The sequence below is a fragment of the Pedobacter fastidiosus genome, from assembly GCF_014306625.1.
Lineage (GTDB): Bacteria > Bacteroidota > Bacteroidia > Sphingobacteriales > Sphingobacteriaceae > Pedobacter > Pedobacter fastidiosus.
Genome location: NZ_JACRYL010000005.1, coordinates 77,552 through 99,082 on the forward strand (window position 1 = coordinate 77,552; position 21,531 = coordinate 99,082).

Annotated in this window: 25 protein-coding genes; 18 read left to right on the forward strand and 7 right to left on the reverse strand. The window is 36.0% G+C overall.

The window, feature by feature from the left end; all coding sequences use genetic code 11:
* Nucleotides 1-140 precede the first annotated feature (140 nt).
* On the forward strand, nt 141-701 hold the full coding sequence (gene efp / locus H7U22_RS06730) for an elongation factor P (RefSeq protein WP_187070587.1): 561 nt from the start codon (nt 141-143) through the stop codon (nt 699-701).
* Nucleotides 702-922: 221 nt separating this feature from the next.
* Here efp and H7U22_RS22830 read toward each other — a convergent pair whose 3' ends face one another.
* Nucleotides 923-1,063 (reverse strand): hypothetical protein, encoded by a 141-nt coding sequence (locus tag H7U22_RS22830; protein WP_222621809.1) that lies wholly within the window; start codon nt 1,061-1,063, stop codon nt 923-925.
* Between the two features lie 144 nt (nt 1,064-1,207).
* Here H7U22_RS22830 and H7U22_RS06740 point away from each other — a divergent pair, with 144 nt between their 5' ends.
* A complete protein-coding gene (locus H7U22_RS06740) occupies nt 1,208-1,768 on the forward strand; it encodes a 5-formyltetrahydrofolate cyclo-ligase (protein WP_187070589.1) in 561 nt (186 codons plus the stop codon).
* A gap of 10 nt (nt 1,769-1,778) precedes the next feature.
* Nucleotides 1,779-1,937, forward strand: a complete 159-nt coding sequence (locus H7U22_RS06745) for a hypothetical protein (protein WP_187070590.1) — start codon at nt 1,779-1,781, stop codon at nt 1,935-1,937.
* A 321-nt stretch (nt 1,938-2,258) separates the two neighbouring features.
* On the opposite strand, the gene H7U22_RS06750 is transcribed toward H7U22_RS06745, so the two are convergent.
* The 3 genes from H7U22_RS06750 to H7U22_RS06760 form a co-directional block, all read right to left on the reverse strand.
* Nucleotides 2,259-3,251 carry a formimidoylglutamase gene (locus H7U22_RS06750; protein WP_187070591.1) on the reverse strand — a complete coding sequence of 331 codons (993 nt, stop codon included), beginning with the start codon at nt 3,249-3,251 and terminating at the stop codon, nt 2,259-2,261.
* The gene (hutI, locus tag H7U22_RS06755) at nt 3,244-4,482 is read right to left on the reverse strand and encodes an imidazolonepropionase (protein ID WP_187070592.1); all 1,239 of its coding nucleotides are present in this window, start codon (nt 4,480-4,482) and stop codon (nt 3,244-3,246) included. The genes H7U22_RS06750 and hutI overlap by 8 nt, the downstream gene beginning before the upstream one ends.
* Before the next feature lie 83 nt (nt 4,483-4,565).
* Nucleotides 4,566-5,333, reverse strand: coding sequence for an exodeoxyribonuclease III (locus tag H7U22_RS06760; RefSeq protein ID WP_187070593.1), 768 nt, complete (start codon nt 5,331-5,333; stop codon nt 4,566-4,568).
* Nucleotides 5,334-5,421: 88 nt separating this feature from the next.
* Between H7U22_RS06760 and H7U22_RS06765 the strand changes: the two genes are divergently transcribed.
* Nucleotides 5,422-5,649 (forward strand): hypothetical protein, encoded by a 228-nt coding sequence (locus tag H7U22_RS06765; protein WP_187070594.1) that lies wholly within the window; start codon nt 5,422-5,424, stop codon nt 5,647-5,649.
* Between the two features lie 276 nt (nt 5,650-5,925).
* Here the strand turns inward: H7U22_RS06765 and H7U22_RS06770 are convergent, their stop codons facing one another.
* Nucleotides 5,926-6,639 (reverse strand): peptidylprolyl isomerase, encoded by a 714-nt coding sequence (locus tag H7U22_RS06770; RefSeq protein ID WP_187070595.1) that lies wholly within the window; start codon nt 6,637-6,639, stop codon nt 5,926-5,928.
* A 94-nt stretch (nt 6,640-6,733) separates the two neighbouring features.
* Here H7U22_RS06770 and H7U22_RS06775 point away from each other — a divergent pair, with 94 nt between their 5' ends.
* From H7U22_RS06775 to H7U22_RS06810, 8 genes are all read left to right on the forward strand, one after another.
* Nucleotides 6,734-7,138, forward strand: coding sequence for an HYC_CC_PP family protein (locus tag H7U22_RS06775; RefSeq protein WP_187070596.1), 405 nt, complete (start codon nt 6,734-6,736; stop codon nt 7,136-7,138).
* Between the two features lie 126 nt (nt 7,139-7,264).
* Nucleotides 7,265-7,801: a heavy-metal-associated domain-containing protein gene (locus H7U22_RS06780; protein WP_187070597.1), complete on the forward strand. Its 537-nt coding sequence runs from the start codon at nt 7,265-7,267 to the stop codon at nt 7,799-7,801.
* 2 nt (nt 7,802-7,803) lie between these two features.
* Nucleotides 7,804-8,613: a transporter family protein gene (locus tag H7U22_RS06785; protein ID WP_187070598.1), complete on the forward strand. Its 810-nt coding sequence runs from the start codon at nt 7,804-7,806 to the stop codon at nt 8,611-8,613.
* A gap of 5 nt (nt 8,614-8,618) precedes the next feature.
* Nucleotides 8,619-9,122, forward strand: coding sequence for a DUF3347 domain-containing protein (locus tag H7U22_RS06790; protein ID WP_187070599.1), 504 nt, complete (start codon nt 8,619-8,621; stop codon nt 9,120-9,122).
* Nucleotides 9,122-9,682, forward strand: a complete 561-nt coding sequence (locus tag H7U22_RS06795) for a helix-turn-helix domain-containing protein (RefSeq protein WP_187070600.1) — start codon at nt 9,122-9,124, stop codon at nt 9,680-9,682. Before H7U22_RS06790 ends, H7U22_RS06795 begins: the two co-directional genes overlap by 1 nt.
* A gap of 316 nt (nt 9,683-9,998) precedes the next feature.
* Nucleotides 9,999-10,571, forward strand: coding sequence for a YceI family protein (locus tag H7U22_RS06800; protein WP_187070601.1), 573 nt, complete (start codon nt 9,999-10,001; stop codon nt 10,569-10,571).
* Nucleotides 10,572-10,685: 114 nt separating this feature from the next.
* On the forward strand, nt 10,686-11,510 hold the full coding sequence (gene ygiD, locus H7U22_RS06805) for a 4,5-DOPA-extradiol-dioxygenase (RefSeq protein WP_187070602.1): 825 nt from the start codon (nt 10,686-10,688) through the stop codon (nt 11,508-11,510).
* A 487-nt stretch (nt 11,511-11,997) separates the two neighbouring features.
* On the forward strand, nt 11,998-12,717 hold the full coding sequence (locus H7U22_RS06810) for a heavy-metal-associated domain-containing protein (protein ID WP_187070603.1): 720 nt from the start codon (nt 11,998-12,000) through the stop codon (nt 12,715-12,717).
* A 48-nt stretch (nt 12,718-12,765) separates the two neighbouring features.
* Here H7U22_RS06810 and H7U22_RS06815 read toward each other — a convergent pair whose 3' ends face one another.
* Both H7U22_RS06815 and H7U22_RS06820 read right to left on the reverse strand, forming a co-directional pair.
* Nucleotides 12,766-13,293: a YfiT family bacillithiol transferase gene (locus H7U22_RS06815; RefSeq protein ID WP_187070604.1), complete on the reverse strand. Its 528-nt coding sequence runs from the start codon at nt 13,291-13,293 to the stop codon at nt 12,766-12,768.
* A 201-nt stretch (nt 13,294-13,494) separates the two neighbouring features.
* Nucleotides 13,495-14,892 (reverse strand): aldehyde dehydrogenase family protein, encoded by a 1,398-nt coding sequence (locus H7U22_RS06820; protein WP_187070605.1) that lies wholly within the window; start codon nt 14,890-14,892, stop codon nt 13,495-13,497.
* A 192-nt stretch (nt 14,893-15,084) separates the two neighbouring features.
* Between H7U22_RS06820 and H7U22_RS06825 the strand changes: the two genes are divergently transcribed.
* From H7U22_RS06825 to H7U22_RS06850, 6 genes are all read left to right on the forward strand, one after another.
* Nucleotides 15,085-16,269: a hypothetical protein gene (locus H7U22_RS06825; RefSeq protein ID WP_187070606.1), complete on the forward strand. Its 1,185-nt coding sequence runs from the start codon at nt 15,085-15,087 to the stop codon at nt 16,267-16,269.
* 240 nt (nt 16,270-16,509) lie between these two features.
* A complete protein-coding gene (locus tag H7U22_RS06830; protein WP_187070607.1) occupies nt 16,510-18,903 on the forward strand; it encodes a S9 family peptidase in 2,394 nt (797 codons plus the stop codon).
* A gap of 596 nt (nt 18,904-19,499) precedes the next feature.
* Entirely contained in the window at nt 19,500-20,132 is a 633-nt protein-coding gene (locus H7U22_RS06835; RefSeq protein ID WP_131563058.1) for a peroxiredoxin, read from the forward strand.
* A gap of 14 nt (nt 20,133-20,146) precedes the next feature.
* Nucleotides 20,147-20,455: a thioredoxin family protein gene (locus H7U22_RS06840; RefSeq protein ID WP_109925589.1), complete on the forward strand. Its 309-nt coding sequence runs from the start codon at nt 20,147-20,149 to the stop codon at nt 20,453-20,455.
* Complete coding sequence (locus tag H7U22_RS06845; protein WP_187070608.1) at nt 20,455-20,703, forward strand: DUF6952 family protein; 249 nt, start codon at nt 20,455-20,457, stop codon at nt 20,701-20,703. The genes H7U22_RS06840 and H7U22_RS06845 overlap by 1 nt, the downstream gene beginning before the upstream one ends.
* 246 nt (nt 20,704-20,949) lie before the next feature.
* Complete coding sequence (locus tag H7U22_RS06850) at nt 20,950-21,384, forward strand: hypothetical protein (protein ID WP_187070609.1); 435 nt, start codon at nt 20,950-20,952, stop codon at nt 21,382-21,384.
* The last annotated feature ends 147 nt before the right edge of the window (nt 21,385-21,531 follow it).

Sequence of the window (21,531 nt, forward strand, 5' to 3'; positions counted from 1 at the left end):
CCTATTTAATCCTAATGTTAATAGACTGGTTTTTTTTTCAGACTTCAGTTGCAATATTTCCTTATGCTTTTTTACTAAAATAATTTTACCTTTGCCGTCACGAAAAACTGAAATACAAAATCCAAATAGGATAAAATAATATGGCAAAAGCATCAGAAATTAAAAATGGTAACATCCTTCGTTTAAATGGAGAATTGGTTACTGTTGACGAATGGAATCACCGTACACCGGGTAAAGGTGGCGCTTTTTACACTGGTAAATTCCGGAACATTAAATCGGGCAGAATTGTTGAAGCTCGTATGGGTACCGACGAGGCTGTTGAAATTTGTCGCGTGGAAACCAGCGATTATCAATATCTATACGAAGATGGCGATTATTTGGTGGTAATGGATAACACCACGTACGAGCAATATAATGTTGAAAAAACGTTGTTTGGTTCGGCGATCAAATTCTTAAAAGAAGGCATGAGTGTAATTGTTTCTATGGAAAGCGAAGAAGCAATTATGGGTCAGTTACCAAACTTTGCAGAGTTCGAAATTACGTATTCGGAGCCTGCTGTTAAAGGTGATACTTCTACAAATGCACTGAAAGCTGCAACGCTTGAAAACGGCGTTGAGGTTAAAGTTCCAATGTTTGTGAACCAAGGCGATAAAATTAAAGTTGATACGCGTACTGGCGAATATGTGGAGCGTGTAAAATAGTTTATAAAATTTTAAAAGGAGCCCTTGAATTTGTTTTCAAGGGCTTTTTTGTTTTGGGTTTTGCCACTGAAATACAAGTCTTCTAAAAAAAGCATTCAAATTGCTTGCAATATTTTAGTTTTGAGACATATATTCCCCTCTTTCAGAGGGGTGTCCGCAGGACGGGGTGTTTATTTTACTATTGCCACGGAAAAACAGATTTACACAGAAAAGGGATATTATTATTTTCTTTTGAAAATGAATGTCGGCAGTTCTTCGGAAACAGCAGCCCCGCTATTTGTTCCAATCTTTTTTAAAGATACTGTCATGCTGAGGCACGAAGCATCTGTTTCATCGGTTGCAGATGCTTCGTGCCTCAGCATAACAGCATATTCAGGGTTGCTGCAATAAAAAAGTATTTCCACGGCTATCGGGTTTAGAAATTAAGTCAGTACAACTATGTTCAGTAGTTAAGCGCCAAAACCAGCTCCATTTCAAATTGTTATAAAAATCATAAATTTGAAATTATGTTAAAAGCCGAAATCAGAAAAACAGCCTTAAAGGATAGATTAGCAATAAGTGACGAAGAATACGAATCGCTAAACAAAGGGTTGCTATATCAATTTGCAGCTCGGGATTTTAGCGCCGTGAAAACGCTCCATATTTTTTTGCCTATCAAGGAAAAGAAAGAACCCAATACTTTTTTGTTAATCGAATGGCTAGTAGAAAATCATCCCGAAATTAAAATTATTGTTCCAAAAGCGGATTTTGAAACGGCCTTAATGACGCATCATGAATATTTGGGCGTAGCTGATTTACAGAAAAATTTGTACAATATCTTAGAACCACAAAAAGGGATTATTCATAATGGAGAAGTGGATCTGGTTTTAATTCCATTACTGGCTTTTGATGCGCAAGGTTTCCGCGTAGGTTATGGGAAAGGCTTTTACGATCGCTTTCTTGAAAATATAAATGCTCAAAAAATAGGCTTATCTTTATCGCCTGCAATAGATAAAATCGATGACGTTAATCAACATGATATTCGTTTAGATTTTTGCATTACACCTACAGAAACTATTAAATTTTAAGCTCAAGATCATGCCACAAGAAATCGTTATCAAAACCGAAAAACAATACGAAGACAACATGATTGCGGTATTCGAATTACAGGAAAAAGAAGAACTTACTGCTGAAGATTTAAAGCAAATTGAGTTAATGCTAAAGGCTGGAGAAAAGTACGAGGAAGAGCATTTGTAGGAAGTTGTGTTTTTCGAGTTTCTGTCATTCTGAATGAAATATAGAATCCGCAAGCAATGAAATACAGTATACTGATTAGTACTCTTTAGTCGCCAATCGTCTAGAAATTTTTAGCTTTCGCTATGATTGCTGTTTTATTTTCCGTCATTGCGAAATCGATTTTTCATCGATTGAAGCAATCTCATTCGTGAGATTATTTAAACAAATGAGTTTGCCACGTCCCGATGAAAAATCGGAACTCGCAATGACGACCGGCCTAAATGCCACTCTTATATATTTATTATACCAAATAAATTAACGCTCAGAAGTACAGTCAAAACATTAAACTTGTGCCTTAATAAAATCACTTACCAAATATGCAATCAGTTTCGAAGTCAATTTACTCACTCTACCATCAAGCAGCCTCGTTGCGCCCTCACTAATGTGTAAGTAAGAGAATTCCCTTTTACTCGTTAAAATCAATTTTCGAATATCATTAACAGCAAAACCAGATGGTGTTTCTGCGCTCGAAAGCACATTCTGAATGCAATCTAAATCAATTTCTAAACCTGCCGTTGAACCAATTCCAAAAAAGAAATCTTTGTCATTAGCACACTTTAAAATTTCATCAAAAAACACCGCTTTAAGCTTTGGATTGGTTTCATTTTGATTCAAGATCTCCTCATTATTATAGTTTTGATGTAAACCGTACATGAAATAATTATTCAAATAATTTTCAGCTAGAGCATAAGTGAACCCGTTTCCACTATGTCTTCCCTCTTGCTTGCGTAAATCGGCATGAGCATCGATATTCAAAACATCAATGGCTTGCTTTTTCGCCAGCGAAGTGCCTTTTATGATTGGGAAAGCATTGTTATGTCCGCCACCGATAACGATCGGGATTTTGCCTGCAGACACGATTTTTTCAATTACAGGGAAAACCAAATCATCAATATCAACTACTTTATTTCTCAGACCACCAATCGATGAATCTTCAGGTTCTTCTATTTCAAAATGCCCCAGAACCAAAATTTCTTCTCCATGTAAGAAGCGATTACTTTGGATATTAAGGAAAGCCATTAATGCCGGCCGCCATATTGTAGAGGCGCCTGCAATACCAGCATTTGCCCGAATTCCAATATCCTCTGGGATGCCTAAAAGCACGAACTTGGCTTTGCTTTTCATTAAACTCTCGAATGAGATTGCCACAGTCGATGAAGAATCTCCCTCGCTATGACGATATATTTCTACCTTTTCCCCAAGCTTGGTTTCGCCATCACGATAAATAATCAAGTTGTTAATCTCGCTTTGCGAATATATTTTTAGTTTATCCATTATAAATTTCGCCGTTTAAAATAACTGTTTCTATTTGGGTTTCACCGAAACTATATGGCAAATAAGCAATTGAAGGCATCGGTTTGGTGATAAATAAGTTCGCCTTTTTCCCGATTGCAATGCTCCCAAAATCGCCACTAAGTTCCAAGGCTGCTGCACCATTAAGCGTAGCTGCATTAATAGCCTGTTCAGGCAGCATTTTAAGTTTTATGCACCCTAAAGAAACTACAAAATTCATATTTCCAGATGGCGTTGAGCCTGGATTGTAATCGGAAGCCAGCGCAACTGGCAAGTTAGCTTCCATAAAGCCCTTTGCATTGCCAAATGGAATCCCTAAATAAAACGAGCAAGAAGGCAATAACGTTACAATTGTGTTGCTGTTTAATAAAGATTGAATGGTTTCGGCATTCGTTTCTTCCAAATGATCGACAGAAACCGCGTTATTTTTAACGGCTATTTCTACTGCTCCTGAAATGGAAAGCTGGTTTGCGTGAACTTTTGGCTTTAAACCATAATGAGCGCCAGCCTTTAAAATCTGGTCGGTTTCTTCCACAGAGAAAAAGCCTTTCTCACAAAAAACATCTATGTAATCGGCTAGATTTTCTTTTGCAATTTGAGGCAACATTTCATCAATAATTAAATCAATATATCCCTGATGATTGCCCTTATATTCTATTGGATAAGTGTGCGCCGCTAAAAATGTTGCTTTGATTGGGATTGGAAAGTTCTCTTTTAATCTGCGAATTACCTTTAACATTTTAATCTCACTCTCAACCGATAAACCGTAACCGCTTTTAATCTCTAAAGCTCCAGTTCCATTTAAAATCATTCGATTTAATCTTACTAAAGCACTTTCAAACAAATCATCTTCAGTAGCTTCTCTTAATTTAGTTGCTGAATTTAAAATTCCGCCGCCTGCTGAAGCTATTTCTTCATAGCTTTTCCCTTGAATTTTCATTACAAACTCTTCTTCCCGAGATGCTGCAAAAACAATATGAGAATGGCTGTCGCACCAAGAAGGAAAAACGTATTTATCAACTGCGTCGGTGGATGGAAGACATGAAATGGAAGGTGGAATTGAATCCATTTCGCCGAAATCCTTAATTAAATCATTTTCTATTAAAAGCCATGCGTTTTCCAAAACAGGTAAATTGCTCATTTCACTTCCGCGAAGAACCAGTTTTTCTTTAGGATGCAAGCCTACGAGGCCTTTAATATTTGTGATTAGCATTTTTTAGTATTAAGTAGTGAGAATCAATTATCAAGACCGCCTGCATCCTCATCCGTCTTCCATCTTACATTTTCCATTTAATTTTATTCCATCTCTAACAATACCGGGCAATGATCAGAGTGAATCGCATCGGGCAAAATCCGCACATTTTTTAAGCGGCTTTCCATTGGTTTGGTTGCCAAATGATAATCGATTCGCCAACCCAAATTTTTACCTCTTGAGCCTGCTCGGTAACTCCACCAAGTGTAATGATGCGGATCCTTATTAAAATGCCTGAAAGTATCAATAAATCCATTATCTAAAAACAATTGCATCCATTCTCTTTCTTGAGGCAAAAAACCTGATGAATTTGCATTGGATTTTGGATTGTGAATATCAATGGAAGTATGGCAAATGTTGTAATCGCCACTCACAATTAAGCTGGGGAACTGCTTTCTTAAAGCTCCAATGTAGGTATCAAAAAAAGACATGAATTCGTATTTTTTAACCTGTCGTTCATCACCACTAGATCCAGAAGGCATATAAAGGCTCATTAACGAAAAATCATCAAAATCGACTCGTAAAATTCTTCCTTCCCGATCAATCCATTCTTCACCGCAACCATATTCTACATGGTTTGGTTTTATTTTAGTAAGAATTGCAACACCACTATATCCTTTCTTTTCTGCTGGAAACCAATAATGATGATAACCCAACTGCTCAACTAAAGCGATAATTTCAGGAATTTGGATAGGCAAGGCCTTAACTTCTTGCAGGCAAATCATATCGGCATTGGTAGCCTGCAACCAACCGAAAAAGTTTTTGGTACTTGCTGCCCGAATTCCGTTAACGTTGTAAGAGATGATTTTCATTCAAAAATTTCATTATGTTGTACGGTAAATTTAGAAATTAATTGAGTAAATGCTTGGCTATTGAGATTTGCTTTCGTTAAATTTGTTTATGAGCATTGATGAATTAAAAATTGAAATCGCTAAAAAAGTTTTCGAAATTGATGATGAGAATCTTCTCTCCGAAGTAGATATGCTTTTAAGCAACAAGGAAAAAGTTGTGTTAGAAGATTTACCAAAGCATGTTCAAGAGGGCATTAAGAGGGGCATGAAACAGGCAGAAGAGGGAAAACTGACACCACATGATGAAGTAATGAAATTATATAGCAATTATTTATGAGCTTGCCGATTTTCTGGAGTGATGAAGCAAAGGAAACATTCGCCGCAATTTTTTAGTTCATTTTTAATCAATTTGGAGAGAAATCAGCTAAAAAGTTTATCAAGCAAACCAATAAGGTTGTGGCTATTATAATATTCCAACCAGAGATTTTTGAAGCTTTTTCCTCTAATCGATTTAGAAAAGGGAGAATTACAAGTCAAACTTCTGTGTTTTACGAGATTCAAGACAACCAAATACGCCTTTTATATTTTTGGGATAATAGACAAGAGCCGTTAATTACATAGTTTTTTTATCCCCCAATGGGTCGCCCGCCAACTTTTTCTCCAACCTCTTCGCCTCTCTTTTTTTCAAAATAGTAATGTCCATTTTTACATCCTGTTTTGGGCGGTTATTTTTATCCGTTGGAAGAGCAGCAATCTTATCAACCAAATCTAATCCCTGAACAATTTCGCCATAAACCGTATAATTCCGATCTAAATGTGGAGCACCACCGATGGTCCTGTAAACCTGTCTTTGCCATTCGGGAATTTTAAATTTCAGCCGTTTTTCTTCAACACTATTTAATTGTTCATCTGTAAAAACCTTTCCCTGCACCAAATAAAATTGGCAACTGCTCGATGCTTTCTCAGGATTATTATCTCTTGCCGCCGCCAACACACCCTTTTTGTGAAATAAACTATCTCTAAATTCTGCGGGAATAGTATATTTTAATCCGCCTTCTCCTAAAAGGGAGTCAGGTTTGGCGTTTCTAGAATCTGGATCGCCGCCTTGAATCATGAAATCTTTAATCACTCTGTGAAATAAAGTTCCATTATAAAAACCTTCCTTTGTCAATTTTAAAAAGTTATCCCGATGAAGTGGAGTTTGGTTATAAAGCTTAACTATACACTCTCCAAACTCAGTTTTGATGCGGATATATTGATTTTTTGGCTTCGCAGCAAATGCCGATAATATCGAAAATGTGCAAATTATTAAGAATAGTTTCTTCATCGGATTGGTGTTTGAGGCTAATTTAAGTTAAAAAATGAAATTGAATAAATATTTACCACTGTAATTAGATTTTTTTTGCTTTACCTTTGTAGTGATGAAGTTAAAACAAAAAATAGCACTTTCTTTGGCCGTATTTTATGCGGTTAGTGTTATGGGTTTGGCTTTAAGTTTACATTTTTGTGGTGGCAAGCTAGAAAATGTACAGCTATTTAGTAACGAGGTTTCCTGTAAATTCTGCAAGGACATTCCTGCTGAAAAGAAAAAAGATGATGGCTGTTGCAAAAACACGCAGGTAACCGTTAAAGTAATAGATAGTCACCAAATTGAGGCGCAAATTCAGATGCCGAAGTTGTTTTCTATCCAGCTTTTCCTGCATCCTCCAGTTTTAGAATTTCTTTCTAACATCACGCCAGCTTTTATAAGCAAGATTGCCAATAAAGCGCCACCATTATCGGCCAAAATTCCCCTTCATATTTTCAATTGTATTTTTAGGAATTAGGATTAAATAAATCTGTTTTGCTGCCCTGATAATTATCGGGGTTAATTCATCAACTATTCTGCTGTAAAGGCTCTGAATTAAATTCAGCGTTCGATAGCGTAAGGTTTATTCTAATTCAAAAAAATCATGAAAACTATAAAATTATTCAGCATTATTATGCTCTTCCTTGCCGTTAATGTATCGGCACAAAAAATCACTTCTGCAGATTTACAGGTAACCGGATTAACCTGCTCTATGTGTTCAAATGCGACACAAAAATCTTTAGAAACTTTAGATTTTATTAGCTCTGTAAAGCCAGATTTAAATAAAAACATCTTCGTTTTAACCTTTAAAAAGGATGCAGACATCAGCTTGGATCTGGTTCGTAAAAAAGTTCAAGATGCAGGCTTTTCTGTTGGTGGATTAACGGCCAACTTCAATTTTAATCAGGTAAAGGTTGATGATAAAGGCCAGGCGATTGTTGATGGAAACGTTTATCGCTTTGTTAATGCAAAAAATAAAACCTTAAACGGACCGGTAAAAGTAAGCGTAGTTGATAAGAATTTCATATCGGGTTCGGCCTTTAAGAAACAAGCAACAACAGCAAATTCTGATGCGTATGCAAGCGGAAGTGGCTTGGTTAACGGCAAGAAAACACGCATTTATCACTTAAGTATTTCTTAGTGATGAAGAAACTATTCTTTTTGGCGCTGATAATTTTCTGCGCCAAAATAAATGCTCATAGTCAGGAACTCTATGTTTTTACTGAACCGGCAAGCAATATGCCCACAAAATCAATTGGTGTAAGAATTACAAATGAGGGAATGAATAATCCCGATTTTATGAGCAGAACCATCCCTGAAGTAATGATCGGCTTTAATAAAAACTTGATGATGCATGCGCAGGCTTTTTTATCGGATATGGATGGAAAATATCGATTAGAAGGTGGGAGTTTATATGCAAAGTACCGATTCTTATCGCTTGATGAAGCACACAGCCATTTTAGGGCTTCGGCATTTGGGAGAGTAAGTACAAGCAAAAGACCAACCTACACAAGAGATATTAACCTTGAAGGTGATAATAGTGGCTTACAAGGCGGTTTAATTTTTACGCAACTTTTGCATAAACTCGCCCTTTCGGCAACACTTGGTTATGCCCACGCTTTTGAAAATCAAGATCGGCAAATCGTTGGAATGCCTCGCCCTAATAATATGCTATCGTATAGCTTATCTTCGGGATATTTGGTTTTACCTTTTGTTTACAAAGATTACAAACAGCCAAATTTTAATTTGTACTTCGAAATACTTGGCAAAACCGACCCCAGTTCGGGTCAGTCTTACTTAGATTTGGCGCCGGCAGTACAGGTAATTTTGAATAGCAAAACACGGATCGATCTGGGATATCGCTTCCAAGCGACAGGTAATATTGAAAATCGATACACTAAAAATATGTATCTGGTTAGGGCAGAATTTAATTTTTTTAACGTTTTAAAATAATAGTAATGAAAAAGATATTTTTATTTATAGCAATCATCTCGATTGCAACAACAAAATTCAGCTTTGCACAAAGTAAAACTGATGGCGCTTTCAACCAAGTTTTGACAGCTTATTTCGATTTAAAAAATGCATTAGCAACTGATAAGAAAGAGCTTGCTTCAGAAAAGGCTAAAGCATTGTTAGTTAAAATTGATGCCGTTCCACACAAAGATTTATCTGCAGATCAGCACAAATTTTGGATGGAACAGGCTTCTATTATCAAGGCTAAAGCAACTGAATTGGCAAATGCGAAAGACATTAAAGTTCAAAGAAAAGCGTTCGAAGGAATTTCTTATCCGATGATTAAAACGTTAAGAACCATCAAGTTTAACACCAGCACAGTTTACGTTCAACATTGCCCAATGGCAAAAGCGAGTTGGTTAAATGAAAAAGAAAATATCGAAAATCCTTATTATGGAAGCATGATGTTTGAATGTGGCGATGTTGCCGAAACGATAAAAGCTAAATAATGAAACTCCATATCAAAAATATGGTTTGCAATCGTTGTAAAATGGTGGTTAAAGCTGAGTTGGAAAAACTCGGCTTTAACCCTATTTCTGTTGAATTAGGCGAAGTTTCAATAGCGGAAAACATTTCTGCAGTCGATAAATTGAAAATTGCAGAAAAGCTAAATATTTTTGGTTTTGAATTGCTGGAGGATAAGAAAACGCAGATAGCCGAACAGGTAAAAACTACTATAATAGATTTGGTTCATTATACAAAAGAACCACTAAAAATTAATCTTTCTTTGTACTTGAGTGAGCGGTTAAATTTAGAATATTCGAGTTTAAGCGCAGTTTTTTCTGAGATTGAAAATCAAACCATAGAAAAGTATTTTATCGCACAAAAAATAGAAAAGGCCAAAGAAATGCTTACTTACGGCGAACTTACTTTAAGCGAAATTGCTTTCCAACTAAATTATAGCAGTGTTGCACACCTTTCTTCTCAGTTTAAAAAAGTTACCGGTTTAACGCCATCAGGATTTAAAACTGAAACTTCCGATAAGCGAAAAACTTTGGATGAGATTTGATTTTTCGAGTTCCGTCAGTTAAAAGTTACGGCAAGGAATAGCGAGTTGGAAATACCAATCGACTAAATATCAATGTCGGCTTAGCGCAATCCTATCATTGCCATTAACTTAAGAAACCGACGACAACGAACAGCAAAAGCGAACAACATAAAATAATAATGACCATTTTGACACCATCCTATTCATTGCCGTTGACTTTAGTCAACGGTTAACAGTAGAAAATAATTGGCTTTAGCCTAATTCTACTTTCTTAACATACATCAAGACCTAATTTTGATTGTCAGCGTACTTTTGTTTAAAGAAAAACTCGCAAGACATGAAAAAATTATTCCTATTCCTTATCGCTACTTCAATCAGCGTGGCATCATTTGCACAAACAAGTTGGAAAATAGATCCAATGCACTCCTTTGTTAATTTCTCTATTAAACACATGGGGATTTCGTTTGTGGATGGTTCATTCAAAAAATTTGATGGTACAATTACCGCAACAAAACCAGATTTAACCGATGCTAAAATTACTTTTACTGTGGATGTAAATAGCATTACAACAGGGGTTGATATGAGAGATGGTCACCTTAAAACAGATGATTTTTTCAATGTAGCAACTTACCCAACAATGAAATTTGAGAGTATTTCTTTCAAAAAATTAAGCGGAAACAATTACGAGCTAAATGGTAAATTAACTATTCGTGATGTAACTAAAGAGGTAAAATTCGTGGTTGTTTATGGCGGAACCGCCAAAGATCAACAAGGAAATACTAAAGCTGGTTTTGGCGCAACAACAACAATTAATCGTTTAGATTATAACATTAAATACGATCCAACTGGTGCTGGTGTTGCAAAAGATGTTATGATAAAATTAAACTTGGAATTTGTTCAAGCAAAATAAAAATATTAGCCGTCATTTCGAGTGAAGCGTAGTGAAACCGAGAAATCTTTGAACCTAATTTAAAAGATTTCTCCACTTCGGTCGAAATGACGGTTTTTAATAAAATCCAATATCATGTCTACTTTATCCCAATTCAGAAACTTTACTCAAGGCTTAGCCCAAACAGAGCTAATGCCTACTCTTTTTATTGGTCATGGTTCGCCAATGAACGGGATTGAAAACAATGAGTTTAGTCAGAGTTGGGCCGATTTGGCAAAAAACATTCCCGTTCCTAAAGCTGTTTTGGTTGTTTCCGCACATTGGTACACTCACGGAACTTTTGTTACTGCGATGGATTTCCCCAGCACAATACACGATTTTGGAGGATTTCCTCAAGCACTTTTTGATGTACAATATCCTGCGCCTGGCGATGCTAAATTGGCAAGCGAAATACCTAGTCTAGTACATTCTACCCACGTAGGGCTAGACCACGATTGGGGATTAGATCACGGAACTTGGACTGTTGTAAAACATATGTATCCTGATGCAAATATTCCGGTTTTACAGCTCAGTATTGATTACACCAAATCGCCAGAACAGCATTATGAAATTGCTAAAGAAATTTACGCTTTACGCAAGAAAGGGGTTCTTGTTCTTGGCAGTGGCAATATGGTTCATAACCTGCGGATGATCAGCTGGGAAATGATTAATGGTGGCGGTTACGATTGGGCGAATGAAATGAATGATAAATTCAAAAATCTAATTTCCAATGGCGATCATAAACCATTGATAAATTACCGTAATTTAGGTACAGATGCAATGTTGGCCATCCCTACTCCAGAACATTATTTGCCTTTAATTTACACGTTGGGCCTTACAAATGATAAGGAAGAAATTTCATTTTTTAACGATAAAGCGGTTGGCGGTTCGTTAACCATGACTTCAGTTTTAGTTGGGTAAGATTTAACCGCAAAGTACGCAGAGTTTAAAGCGAAGGACACAAAGCTGGGTTGATAACAGGTTTATGCCATGATTAAAATGGTGGGTTATACGACTGGGCTAAATTGCGTGTGATTATTGTTGAATCAAAAATATAGCCCACAATTTCAATGGCTGGTTTACACTAGAGCGCACAAAGTTGGGTACACAGCAGGTTAATTGGGACAGAACGAATTTCTTTTGTTCATAAACCCGATTGGATGAATGCCGATTTTTCTTCGGCAGTAAGGAAAGCGGGACTACTGTTCCCGATGGAATACTGAACATTCATTTCCATAACCTTTTACCACTTAGGCACAAAGAACACAAAGTTGGATGCAAAATTTCTGGTCTTCTCATAAACAAGGTTCTTGCGTTATGGTGTAGTGCTCAAAATTCTATAACACTTTCTGATTATTCTGTAACGTTTTTCCGTTGAGGATGGAGTAAATTTGTATAAATTTTGATTATGACACACACTTATCAACTCACTGGCATGACTTGCGGTGGTTGCGAAAATAAAGTTAAAAGCAATTTATTGGTTCTGCCTGAGGTAACTTCAGTTGAGGTTTCGAAAGATACTAATTCCGCTACGATTAGTATGGATCAACATATTGGCTTAGATAAACTGCAACAAGCACTCGGTGGCAAAGAGAGTAAATATCAAATTTCGGCGACATTGCACAGCGAAGTTATAGAGCAATCTAAATCTTGGGTAGAAACCTATAAACCAATTCTATTAATTTTCGGCTATGTTACTGCAATTGCTCTAATCTCTTCATGGCAAGGAAATGCACTAGATTTTATGATATTTATGCGAATATTTATGGCTGGCTTTTTCTTAACCTTTTCATTTTTTAAGCTTTTAAATTTGAAAGGCTTTGCGGAAAGTTATGCGATGTACGATATTGTTGCCAAAAAATTTAGCGCCTGGGGTTATATTTATGCACTAATTGAACTTGGATTAGGACTAAGTTTTGCGCTTAATTTATCGCCGGCCATTGTAAATTGGATTACTTTAATTGTGATGACGGTGAGTATTCTCGGGGTTTTGGAAAGTGTTTTAAATAAGAAAAAAATTCAATGTGCTTGTCTTGGCGCTGTTTTTAATTTACCAATGAGCACCGTTACCATTGTTGAGGATGCGATTATGATTGCGATGAGCGCAACGATGTTGGTGCTGATGTAAGTTCCTCATTTCAATTTTACCATATAAGGAATTTAAGAAGATATAAGGCTAAGTTTTCGAAATGGTATTTGTAATATGCGCCAAATGATGTTTCCCATGCCAAGCATACATGCCTAACATATTTGCAAGAGTAAGCTCTTTTCCTAGTGCGGGATGGATATATTTACGTTGGAAATCTTCGATTTTTAGTGTCTTGAGGAATGCAACCAAACGCTGATGTAAGCTTGTTAAAAGCGCAACAGACATTTGAATATCACCATTTTTTGCCTCTTCGGTTTCTGCCCAGCGTTCTTCGCAATAGGGTCTGATGATTGGAATTTCTTCTGTTATGGCCTGCTTGAAACGGATATACGCATTCATGTGGCTATCTGGAATATGGTGAATAACCTGCCTTAAAGTCCAACCTTTTGGCCGATAAGTTTGATTTAATTCCTCTTTGCTTAGGTTTTCGGTTGCGTTTTTGATTTGTTCGGGCAAACTTTCAATTTCAGATATCCAGACTTTTGCTTGCTTTTCATCGAAAACTTCGGGCATCATAAATTGGCCAATTGGGTATTTAAGTTGTTCTAAATCCATGAAAGCAAATTAGGCATTTTTGCCATATACTTTGCCACGGAAACACAGAAATCACGGAAAATATATTATTAACCACATGCACACAGATTTTTAAATCTATTGCGCTACAGAAAAATTTATACATAGAAACCATATTCCGTGTAAATCTGTGTTTCCGTGGCAACCTTAATCCTGTGAATTATAAAATCTTTAAATCCTGCTCTACATCAGTTTTTTCAGCCACTTTAATAAACCCATCTTTTCGCTGTAAGGCGGATAAATCATTTTCGTCATACCGAGTTTCGATTGAAAAACCACAGCCCTTTCATGAGAGAATGCTTTGAATCCAAAAATGCCGTGACAACTTCCCATCCCGCTATTGTTTACACCACCGAAAGGCAGATTAGGATTACTAATGTGTACTAAAACATTATTAATACAAGCTCCACCAGAACTGGTTTCGTTGATAATTTTATCTTGATTTTTAGAATTATTCGAGAAAATATACAGCGCCAGAGGTTTACTTTTTGCATTGATAAAATCAATTGCTTCTTGTAAATTTCTGTAAGTGATTATTGGCAGAATTGGCCCGAAAATTTCTTCTTGCATTATGGCACTTTCTACATTTAAAGAAGTTAAAACTGTTGGCAACATACTTAAATCCTTTTCGATAGTTTCTCCTCCAAATTCTAATTTTGCGCCATCTTTAATTGCATCTTTTAAAAGCGAGCTTAACCTTTGAAATTGCTTTTCGTTAATAATTTTTCCATACACTTCTTTATTGATTTCGGCTCCATTGAAAAACATTTTTTGTACCGCTCCTTTATAATATTCAATAAATTTATTTTGAAGTTTCTCTTCAATTAAAACATAATCTGGCGCAATACAAGTTTGACCGGCATTAACCAACTTGCCCCAAGCAATTTTTTCTGCTGATGTTTTTAAGTCGGCGGTTTCATCTACAATTACAGGAGATTTACCACCTAATTCTAAAGTTACAGAAGTTAGGTTTTTGGAAGCGGCCTCCATTACAACTTTTCCAATTGCAGTGCTTCCTGTAAAAAAGATATGATCGAAAGGGAGTTTTAACAGTGCGGTTGAAACTTCAGCATCACCTTCAAAACAAGCAATTTCTTTTTTCTCAAAATTTTCAGAAATAATTTTATTGATAACATTGGCGGTTGAACTGCTCAATTCTGATGGTTTTAAAATCGCACAATTACCAGCAGAAATTGCAGAGATCAGCGGGCTCATAATCAATTGTAATGGATAATTCCATGGAGCAATAATCAAACAGACACCTTTAGGTTCATAGTATATTTTATTGCTCGCAAAAAGATTGCTGATTGTTCTTCTAACCGATTTTGGTTTCATCCATTTACTTAAGTTCTTAACGGCATGATCTATTTCCGCATAAGTAAAAAACAGTTCGGTTACAGCGGTTTCAAATCTGCTTTTTCGCAAATCCATTTGCAGGGCTTCGTAAATTTCTTCTTCAGAATTTTCTAGAGCTTGCTTAAGTATTTTCAGTTTTGCTATTCGTGTTTTTGCATCCGTTTTACGTAAATCGAATTTGTGTTGCTGTTGTAAATCAAAAACAGATTTTATTGTCTCTTCCATGTTTATCAATGCTCGTTATTTACCATTTAAGGAATGTAAGAAACCATTAGACTGTTGAGCTATTTAAATCATAAATGTCTTACGTGCTCAGTTAGATGCGCTATGTTTCTGTTTAAATTTAGTTAAAATCAGCTCATTTCATTAAAAATTCATTCATTTAAAGCATATTGCACTAAAATTTAAATTTCGCAAATGAAGAGATTGTTTTTTGTTTTCGCATTCTTAATTCCACTTGTTATTCACGCCCAAACCCTAAAAACAGATGTGCTGGTTATTGGAAATGGTGATGCCGCCCTTGCAGCTGGAATGCAATCTTATAAATCAGGTGTTAGAACCATAGTTTTAACTCAAGATCAAGGATTTACCAGTCAAAAATCGTATTCCACAAAATCAACAGAAATTCAAAAGCTTTATAAAAATTTGTCCATTTGGGAGGAAAAAAAATTAGGTCAATTAGGAGAAATAGATTCAAAAGTTAAAACGAAGGGCACAAAAAAAACAATAGACAGCTCTACTTTTTTAAATGTAATTAACAACATACAATACGCAGAAATTAACAGATCAGGGAATGGATGGGAACTTAAACTGGGCAACGGTCAAAGTTTAAAAGCTAAAATTTTAGTTTTAGTTGATGATCCTGCGAAGCTTTTAAGTGCATTAAAAATTAAAACACTAGCTTCTGCTGAAACTGAAATTTTAAGCTATGATAAAAACATTTACAGAACTACGCTTGCGGGCATTTCGGCTTCAGAGCCTCGATACCTTTCCTTATATAATTTGCTCATTCCAAATCAGGAAAATTTATTATTTATACCTCCAGGAAATATTGAGCTTGGACAGGCAGCCGGTGCAACCGCAGCTTATGCAGCATTTTTTGAAACCAAAACAAGCTTATCAAACCTTAAACGAATTCAAGGTGAACTTTTAAGTTATAAATTGGCTTTAATGCCTTTTGATGATGTTAAGCCTATAGATTCTAACTGGTTGGCCATTCAAAAAATTGGTATTACTGGCATTTTGAAAGCTGAAATCAAAAGTGGCAAGGCTCATTTTAATCCAGAGGCATTGGTTACTTATAAGGAGATTAAGCAACCTTTAAAAGACTACTATTACAAAGCACAAATCTGGTTTGATGATCATCAAAATATTCCCATCAATTTAGAAAACACAGTTTCTCTTGTTTCTTACGTAGGCAACAAATCAGTAGAAGCTACCAAAACGGAGTTGCAAAAAAAGTGGAACAAAAACTATAAATTTCCTTCCAAATACGATCTAAAAAAGAACTTAACTCGAAGAGAATTTTCAGTTATCATAAATGAATACTTGAAGCCTTTTGATGATATAAATGTCGATAAAACTGGTCGAGTAATTCGCTAGTCTTAACCACAGATAAACGCGGATTAAAGAGGATATTTTGCCACGGAAACACAGATTTACACAGAATAGGGTTTAACCTTTTTTTCCGTGTCTTCCGCGTTTCCGTGGCAATTTTTTAACGTAATTATCAGTGTTAATCCTCTTCACCTGTGGTTAGTTAAACCGCCAGTTGTAACATTTCCATTTCCTTGCCAATTTAGCCCCTACATTCTCTAAATTGCAGCATCCAAACTAAAATTCATGAAGAAATATTTACTTTTCCTTTCGGTTTTTGCTGTCGAATACTCCTTTGCGCAACAAATTGCTCCATTAACTGTAGAAAAAATTATGCGAGACCCAAAATGGATGGGAATTGCACCAACAAATTACCGTTGGACGGCTGATAGCAAAACGGTTTACTTTAATTGGAATCCAGAAAACAAGCCAAAAGAAGAATTATATAAAATTTCAACTGCTTCTACTAAGCCTGTTAAAGCTATAGATAAGGAAGATGAGAAATTATTAGCCACAAATTTCAGTTACAATAAAGACAATTCTTTAGGCTTAGTTGAAAAAAGTGGTGATATCTACCTGCAAAACTTTAAAACTAATAAAGAAATCCGCATAACCAATACCATGGAAAGAGAAAGCAATCCTGTTTTCTTAACCAATGGTGATATTGTTTATCAACTGGGCGATAATCTTTATGAAGTAAATCTTAAATCGGCAGAAACCAAACAGCTTACCAATTTTGTAAAGGGAAAGAAGCCAGGCAGAACAGATGCAAAACCAGTTACGGATCAAGATAAATGGTTAAGGGCCGAACAAACTGAACTGTTTGATATTATCAAGAAAAGAAATGCCGAAGGACGAGGTGGTGCAAGAGGTGCTGGAGGCGGAAGAGGTCGTTTCGGCGCTCCAACTGGCGATACCAAATCTCTTAAAGAAATTTATGCAGATGATAAATTTTTAAATGCGGTAACGATTAGTCCTGATGGGCATTATATCACTTATAAACTCACTACTCCTGCACTAAACAACCACAGTACAATTGTACCAAATTATGTAACTTCTTCTGGTTATACCGAAGATATTCCTGGTCGTACAAAAGTTGGTGAGAATGAAAATATTTCTGAAGGTTTTATTTACGATACACAGAAAGATTCTATTTATTCTATCCAGTTTTCTACCATCTCTGGGATAAAAGATTTGCCAGATTTTTACAAAGATTATCCAAAGGAATTAGAAGCACTTAAAAAGAAAAATGAAGATAGACCTATAAATTTCTTTGGTCCTGTTTGGAATGAGAACGGAACTACTGGAGTTTTGGTGGCCACATCTATTGACAATAAAGATCGTTGGATTTTAAAACTTGATGCTTCTACCGGGAAACTTTCCTTAATCGATCGTCAGCATGATGAAGCTTGGATTGGTGGCCCTGGCATTAGCGGCTTCTTTCAAGGCAGCACAGGCTGGATAGATAATAATCGCATTTACTATCAAAGCGAAGCCACAGGATATTCTCATCTTTATATAGCGAACATTGCAACTGGAGATAAAAAGCAATTAACCACTGGCAAATGGGAAGTACAAACTTTAAAGCTTTCTAAAGATAAAAGCACATTTTATTTTACAGCAAATAAAGAGCATCCGGGTATTACAAACTTCTTTAAAATTGGAGTTAATGGAGGTGAGCCCGTTCAAATAACCAGCATGAAAGGTTTGAATGAGATAACGCTTTCTCCAGATGAAAAATGGGTTACCATAAATTATTCTTTTATGGATAAACCTGCCGAATTGTATTTACAGGCAAACAAACCGGGTGCAAAAGCGGTAAAAATTACACAATCTACATCGGCAGAATTTAATTCTTACAAATGGCGCCAACCCGACATGGTTACTTTTAAAAACCGTTATGGAACTGATGTTTATGCGAGGGTTTATAAATCTGATAATCCGCATCCAAATCACCCAGCGGTCGTTTTTGTTCATGGAGCAGGTTACTTGCAAAATGTTCACTTTGGTTGGAGCACTTACTTCCGCGAGTTTATGTTTAATAATTTGTTGGCAGATAATGGTTACACGGTTATAGATATCGATTATACAGGAAGTTCTGGCTATGGTAGAGATTTCCGTACAGGAATTTATCGCCACATGGGCGGAAAAGACTTAACCGATCAGGCCGATGGTGTTAAATTTTTGGTTGAAAAGTATGGCGTTAATCCGAAGCATGTTGGTTTATACGGTGGTTCTTATGGTGGCTTTATTACCTTAATGGCTATGTTTAACGAATCGGATGTATTTACGAGTGGCGCCGCATTACGCTCTGTTACCGATTGGGCTCATTATAATCATGGTTATACCTCGAATATTTTAAATGAACCTTTTAACGATCCAATTGCTTACAAACAAAGTTCGCCTATTTACTTTGCTGATAAGCTTAAAGGGAATTTATTGATGGCGCACGGGATGGTTGATGTTAATGTTCATTTTCAGGATATTGTTCGCATAACACAACGCTTTATAGAACTCGGAAAAAATAATTGGGAGCTTGCTGTTTTCCCTGTTGAAGACCACGGATTTATTGAGCCGAGCAGTTGGACTGATGAATACAAAAGGATTTTTAAACTGTATGAAAGTACGTTGAAGAAATAGGATTTTAGAGTCCCTCTTGATGAAAATTAAGAGGGATTTTTTTCGTCGGCTGAAGCACGATGGCAATGAAATAAAACCGAGATGTATAACAAAGCATTGGGGGGTTTTATTTAGTTAAATTCTATCCCCCTCCAAAAAGGGATAGCGATCGCCATAAAATTCAAAGAACCTTTATAATTTTGGAACATTATTATACTTGTTGCTATTTGCATCCTGTATCCCCCGCTGGCGGGGGAATTAAAGGGGGTGGTTTTATCCCAAGAAACCTAAACCTAAGTTAAATAAACCTGACAGAAGTGAAAATACTTTTTGCTGTGCAAACAAAATAGATTGCCGCGTCGTTCCTCCTCGCAATGACGACAATTGAGTATAATAGGACGCCAAAAAGATTGCAACGAATGGCGGGACTTCAGTATCCAAAAGCATCATCCATTTGTTTCCAAATACTTAAAATAGTCAAACTTTATACATATCAAAACAATTATAGTTTTTAACTATATCGTTATCAATAAATACAATTAACTATTAATAAAACTGGGTTGATTGAGAAATGATTTCGCCGTACCTTTGTGCCACAAAATTAAAGACAAAAAATTATGGCAATAGTAGGTAAAAAATTCCCGAGTGTTAGTATAGATGCAATGTCAGACATGGGTGATGATTTGAAAATCAACGTATTTGAAGAAGCTGTAAATAAAAACAGTAAAGTTTTATTATTCTGGTATCCAAAAGATTTTACTTTCGTTTGCCCTACAGAATTACATGCTTTCCAAGCTGCTTTACCAGAGTTTGAACAAAGAAATACAATTGTAATTGGTGCATCTTGTGATACTAACGAAGTTCACTTCGCATGGTTAAATACTCCAAAAGATAACGGTGGTATTGAAGGTGTTACTTATCCAATCTTAGCAGATACACACAGACAATTATCTGGTATTTTAGATATTTTGGATCAAGAAGTTAATTATGATGAAGAAGGAAATGAATCGTTTTCTGGTTCAAATGTTTCTTTCAGAGCTACATACTTAATTGATGAAACTGGTAAAGTTTTCCACGAAAGTGTTAACGATATGCCATTGGGTAGAAATGTTAAAGAATATTTACGTTTAATTGATGCTTATACTCACGTGCAAAAACATGGCGAAGTTTGTCCTGCAAACTGGGAAGAAGGAAAAGAAGCAATGAACGCAAACAGAACTGGCGTTGCTGAATATTTAGCCGCTAACTAATTAAACAAAACATTATGTTTTTAGAATTGACAGAAGATAATCTTCAACAATATTTGGCCGATAACTCTAAGGTTATGGTTCAGTATGCTGCATCTTGGTGCGGTAACTGCAGAATCATGAAACCGAAGTTTAAAAAATTGGCTTCAGAAAATGAAGACGTAGCTTTCTTAATTGTTGATGCCGAGAAACTTCCAAACTCACGCAAATTTGCAAACGTTGATAATTTACCAACCTTCGCAGCTTTTGAAGGCGGTAATTTGGTAGATCAAGTGCAAACCAACAAAGCAGAAGGTTTAATTGAACTATTTAACAAGATAAAGTAATGAAGATTCCGGTTATAAGACAATTATTTCAAAACACAACTCCAGCACAATTGGAGACAACTTTAGAGGTTTTAGAGGCTTTCTGCGAATTTAGAGGCGTTAGTGAGCATGAAGTTGATGTTGCAGGCGAAATGATTACCAATATTTGCGGTGCGCTTGAAGTGCATCAAATGGTTAAAGATGGTGCGGTTGAAAAAGATGCACTAAATGCTTTCGGCCAAAAGGTAATGGGTTCGATTGATCGGTAGTTTTCTTTAATCAGGCTTTACAATAGAAAACCCTCGTAGATGATGAATCTACGAGGGTTTTCTTTGGCATTTTTTTCTTTTCATCGTCTTGCTGGATTTATTTCAGCATCTTTCCTGCTTGCCCATAATACCATTAAGACCCTGAAATAAATTCAAGGTGACGAGCGTTCATATTTGGCGTATAAAATGGCCTTTGATGATTAAGACTATAGCAATATTTTAGAAATAAAATTTTTACTTTTAGGAATGAAGACGCTACTCAAAATAGGAAAATGGTATTGGATAACAATTTTTATGGCTGTTGCCGTTCTAGAAATCACACAAGGATTTGAACGTAATAGTCTCATAAGATGGGTATATCACTCACATATTCCACTACTTCTTTTTATAGTGCTTTTAATTTTTCATCGTAACTGGCTATCTTGGCTTTTTATGGTATTTGTGTGCATGTATGGCCTATTTGATTTATTTGCTTATGCACCCCAAGCGAGCAGTCCAACAAAAATGGATTTTGGTCTTGGAGTTTCTCTTATTTTTATAGCATCCCCTTTAAGTACGCTTGTTAGGCTTTCTGTGAATCCATTATTTTTTTATTTTTTTACGTTGATTATCTTCTTGACGAGACCGGTAAGACATAAATATTTTAAATCGAATGCGTCTTTGAAAATTTTAAACACATAATAAAAAAAGAGGCTGTCTCAAAAAGAAAAATCGCTACGGTTAAACAGAATAAAATTTTGTTTTACATCTACTTCTTAACCTCTCCCTATGAAAGTTTGTGGTTTTTGGGTTGGCATCGCATCCCTCTCCTTGAAGAGAGGGAAACGA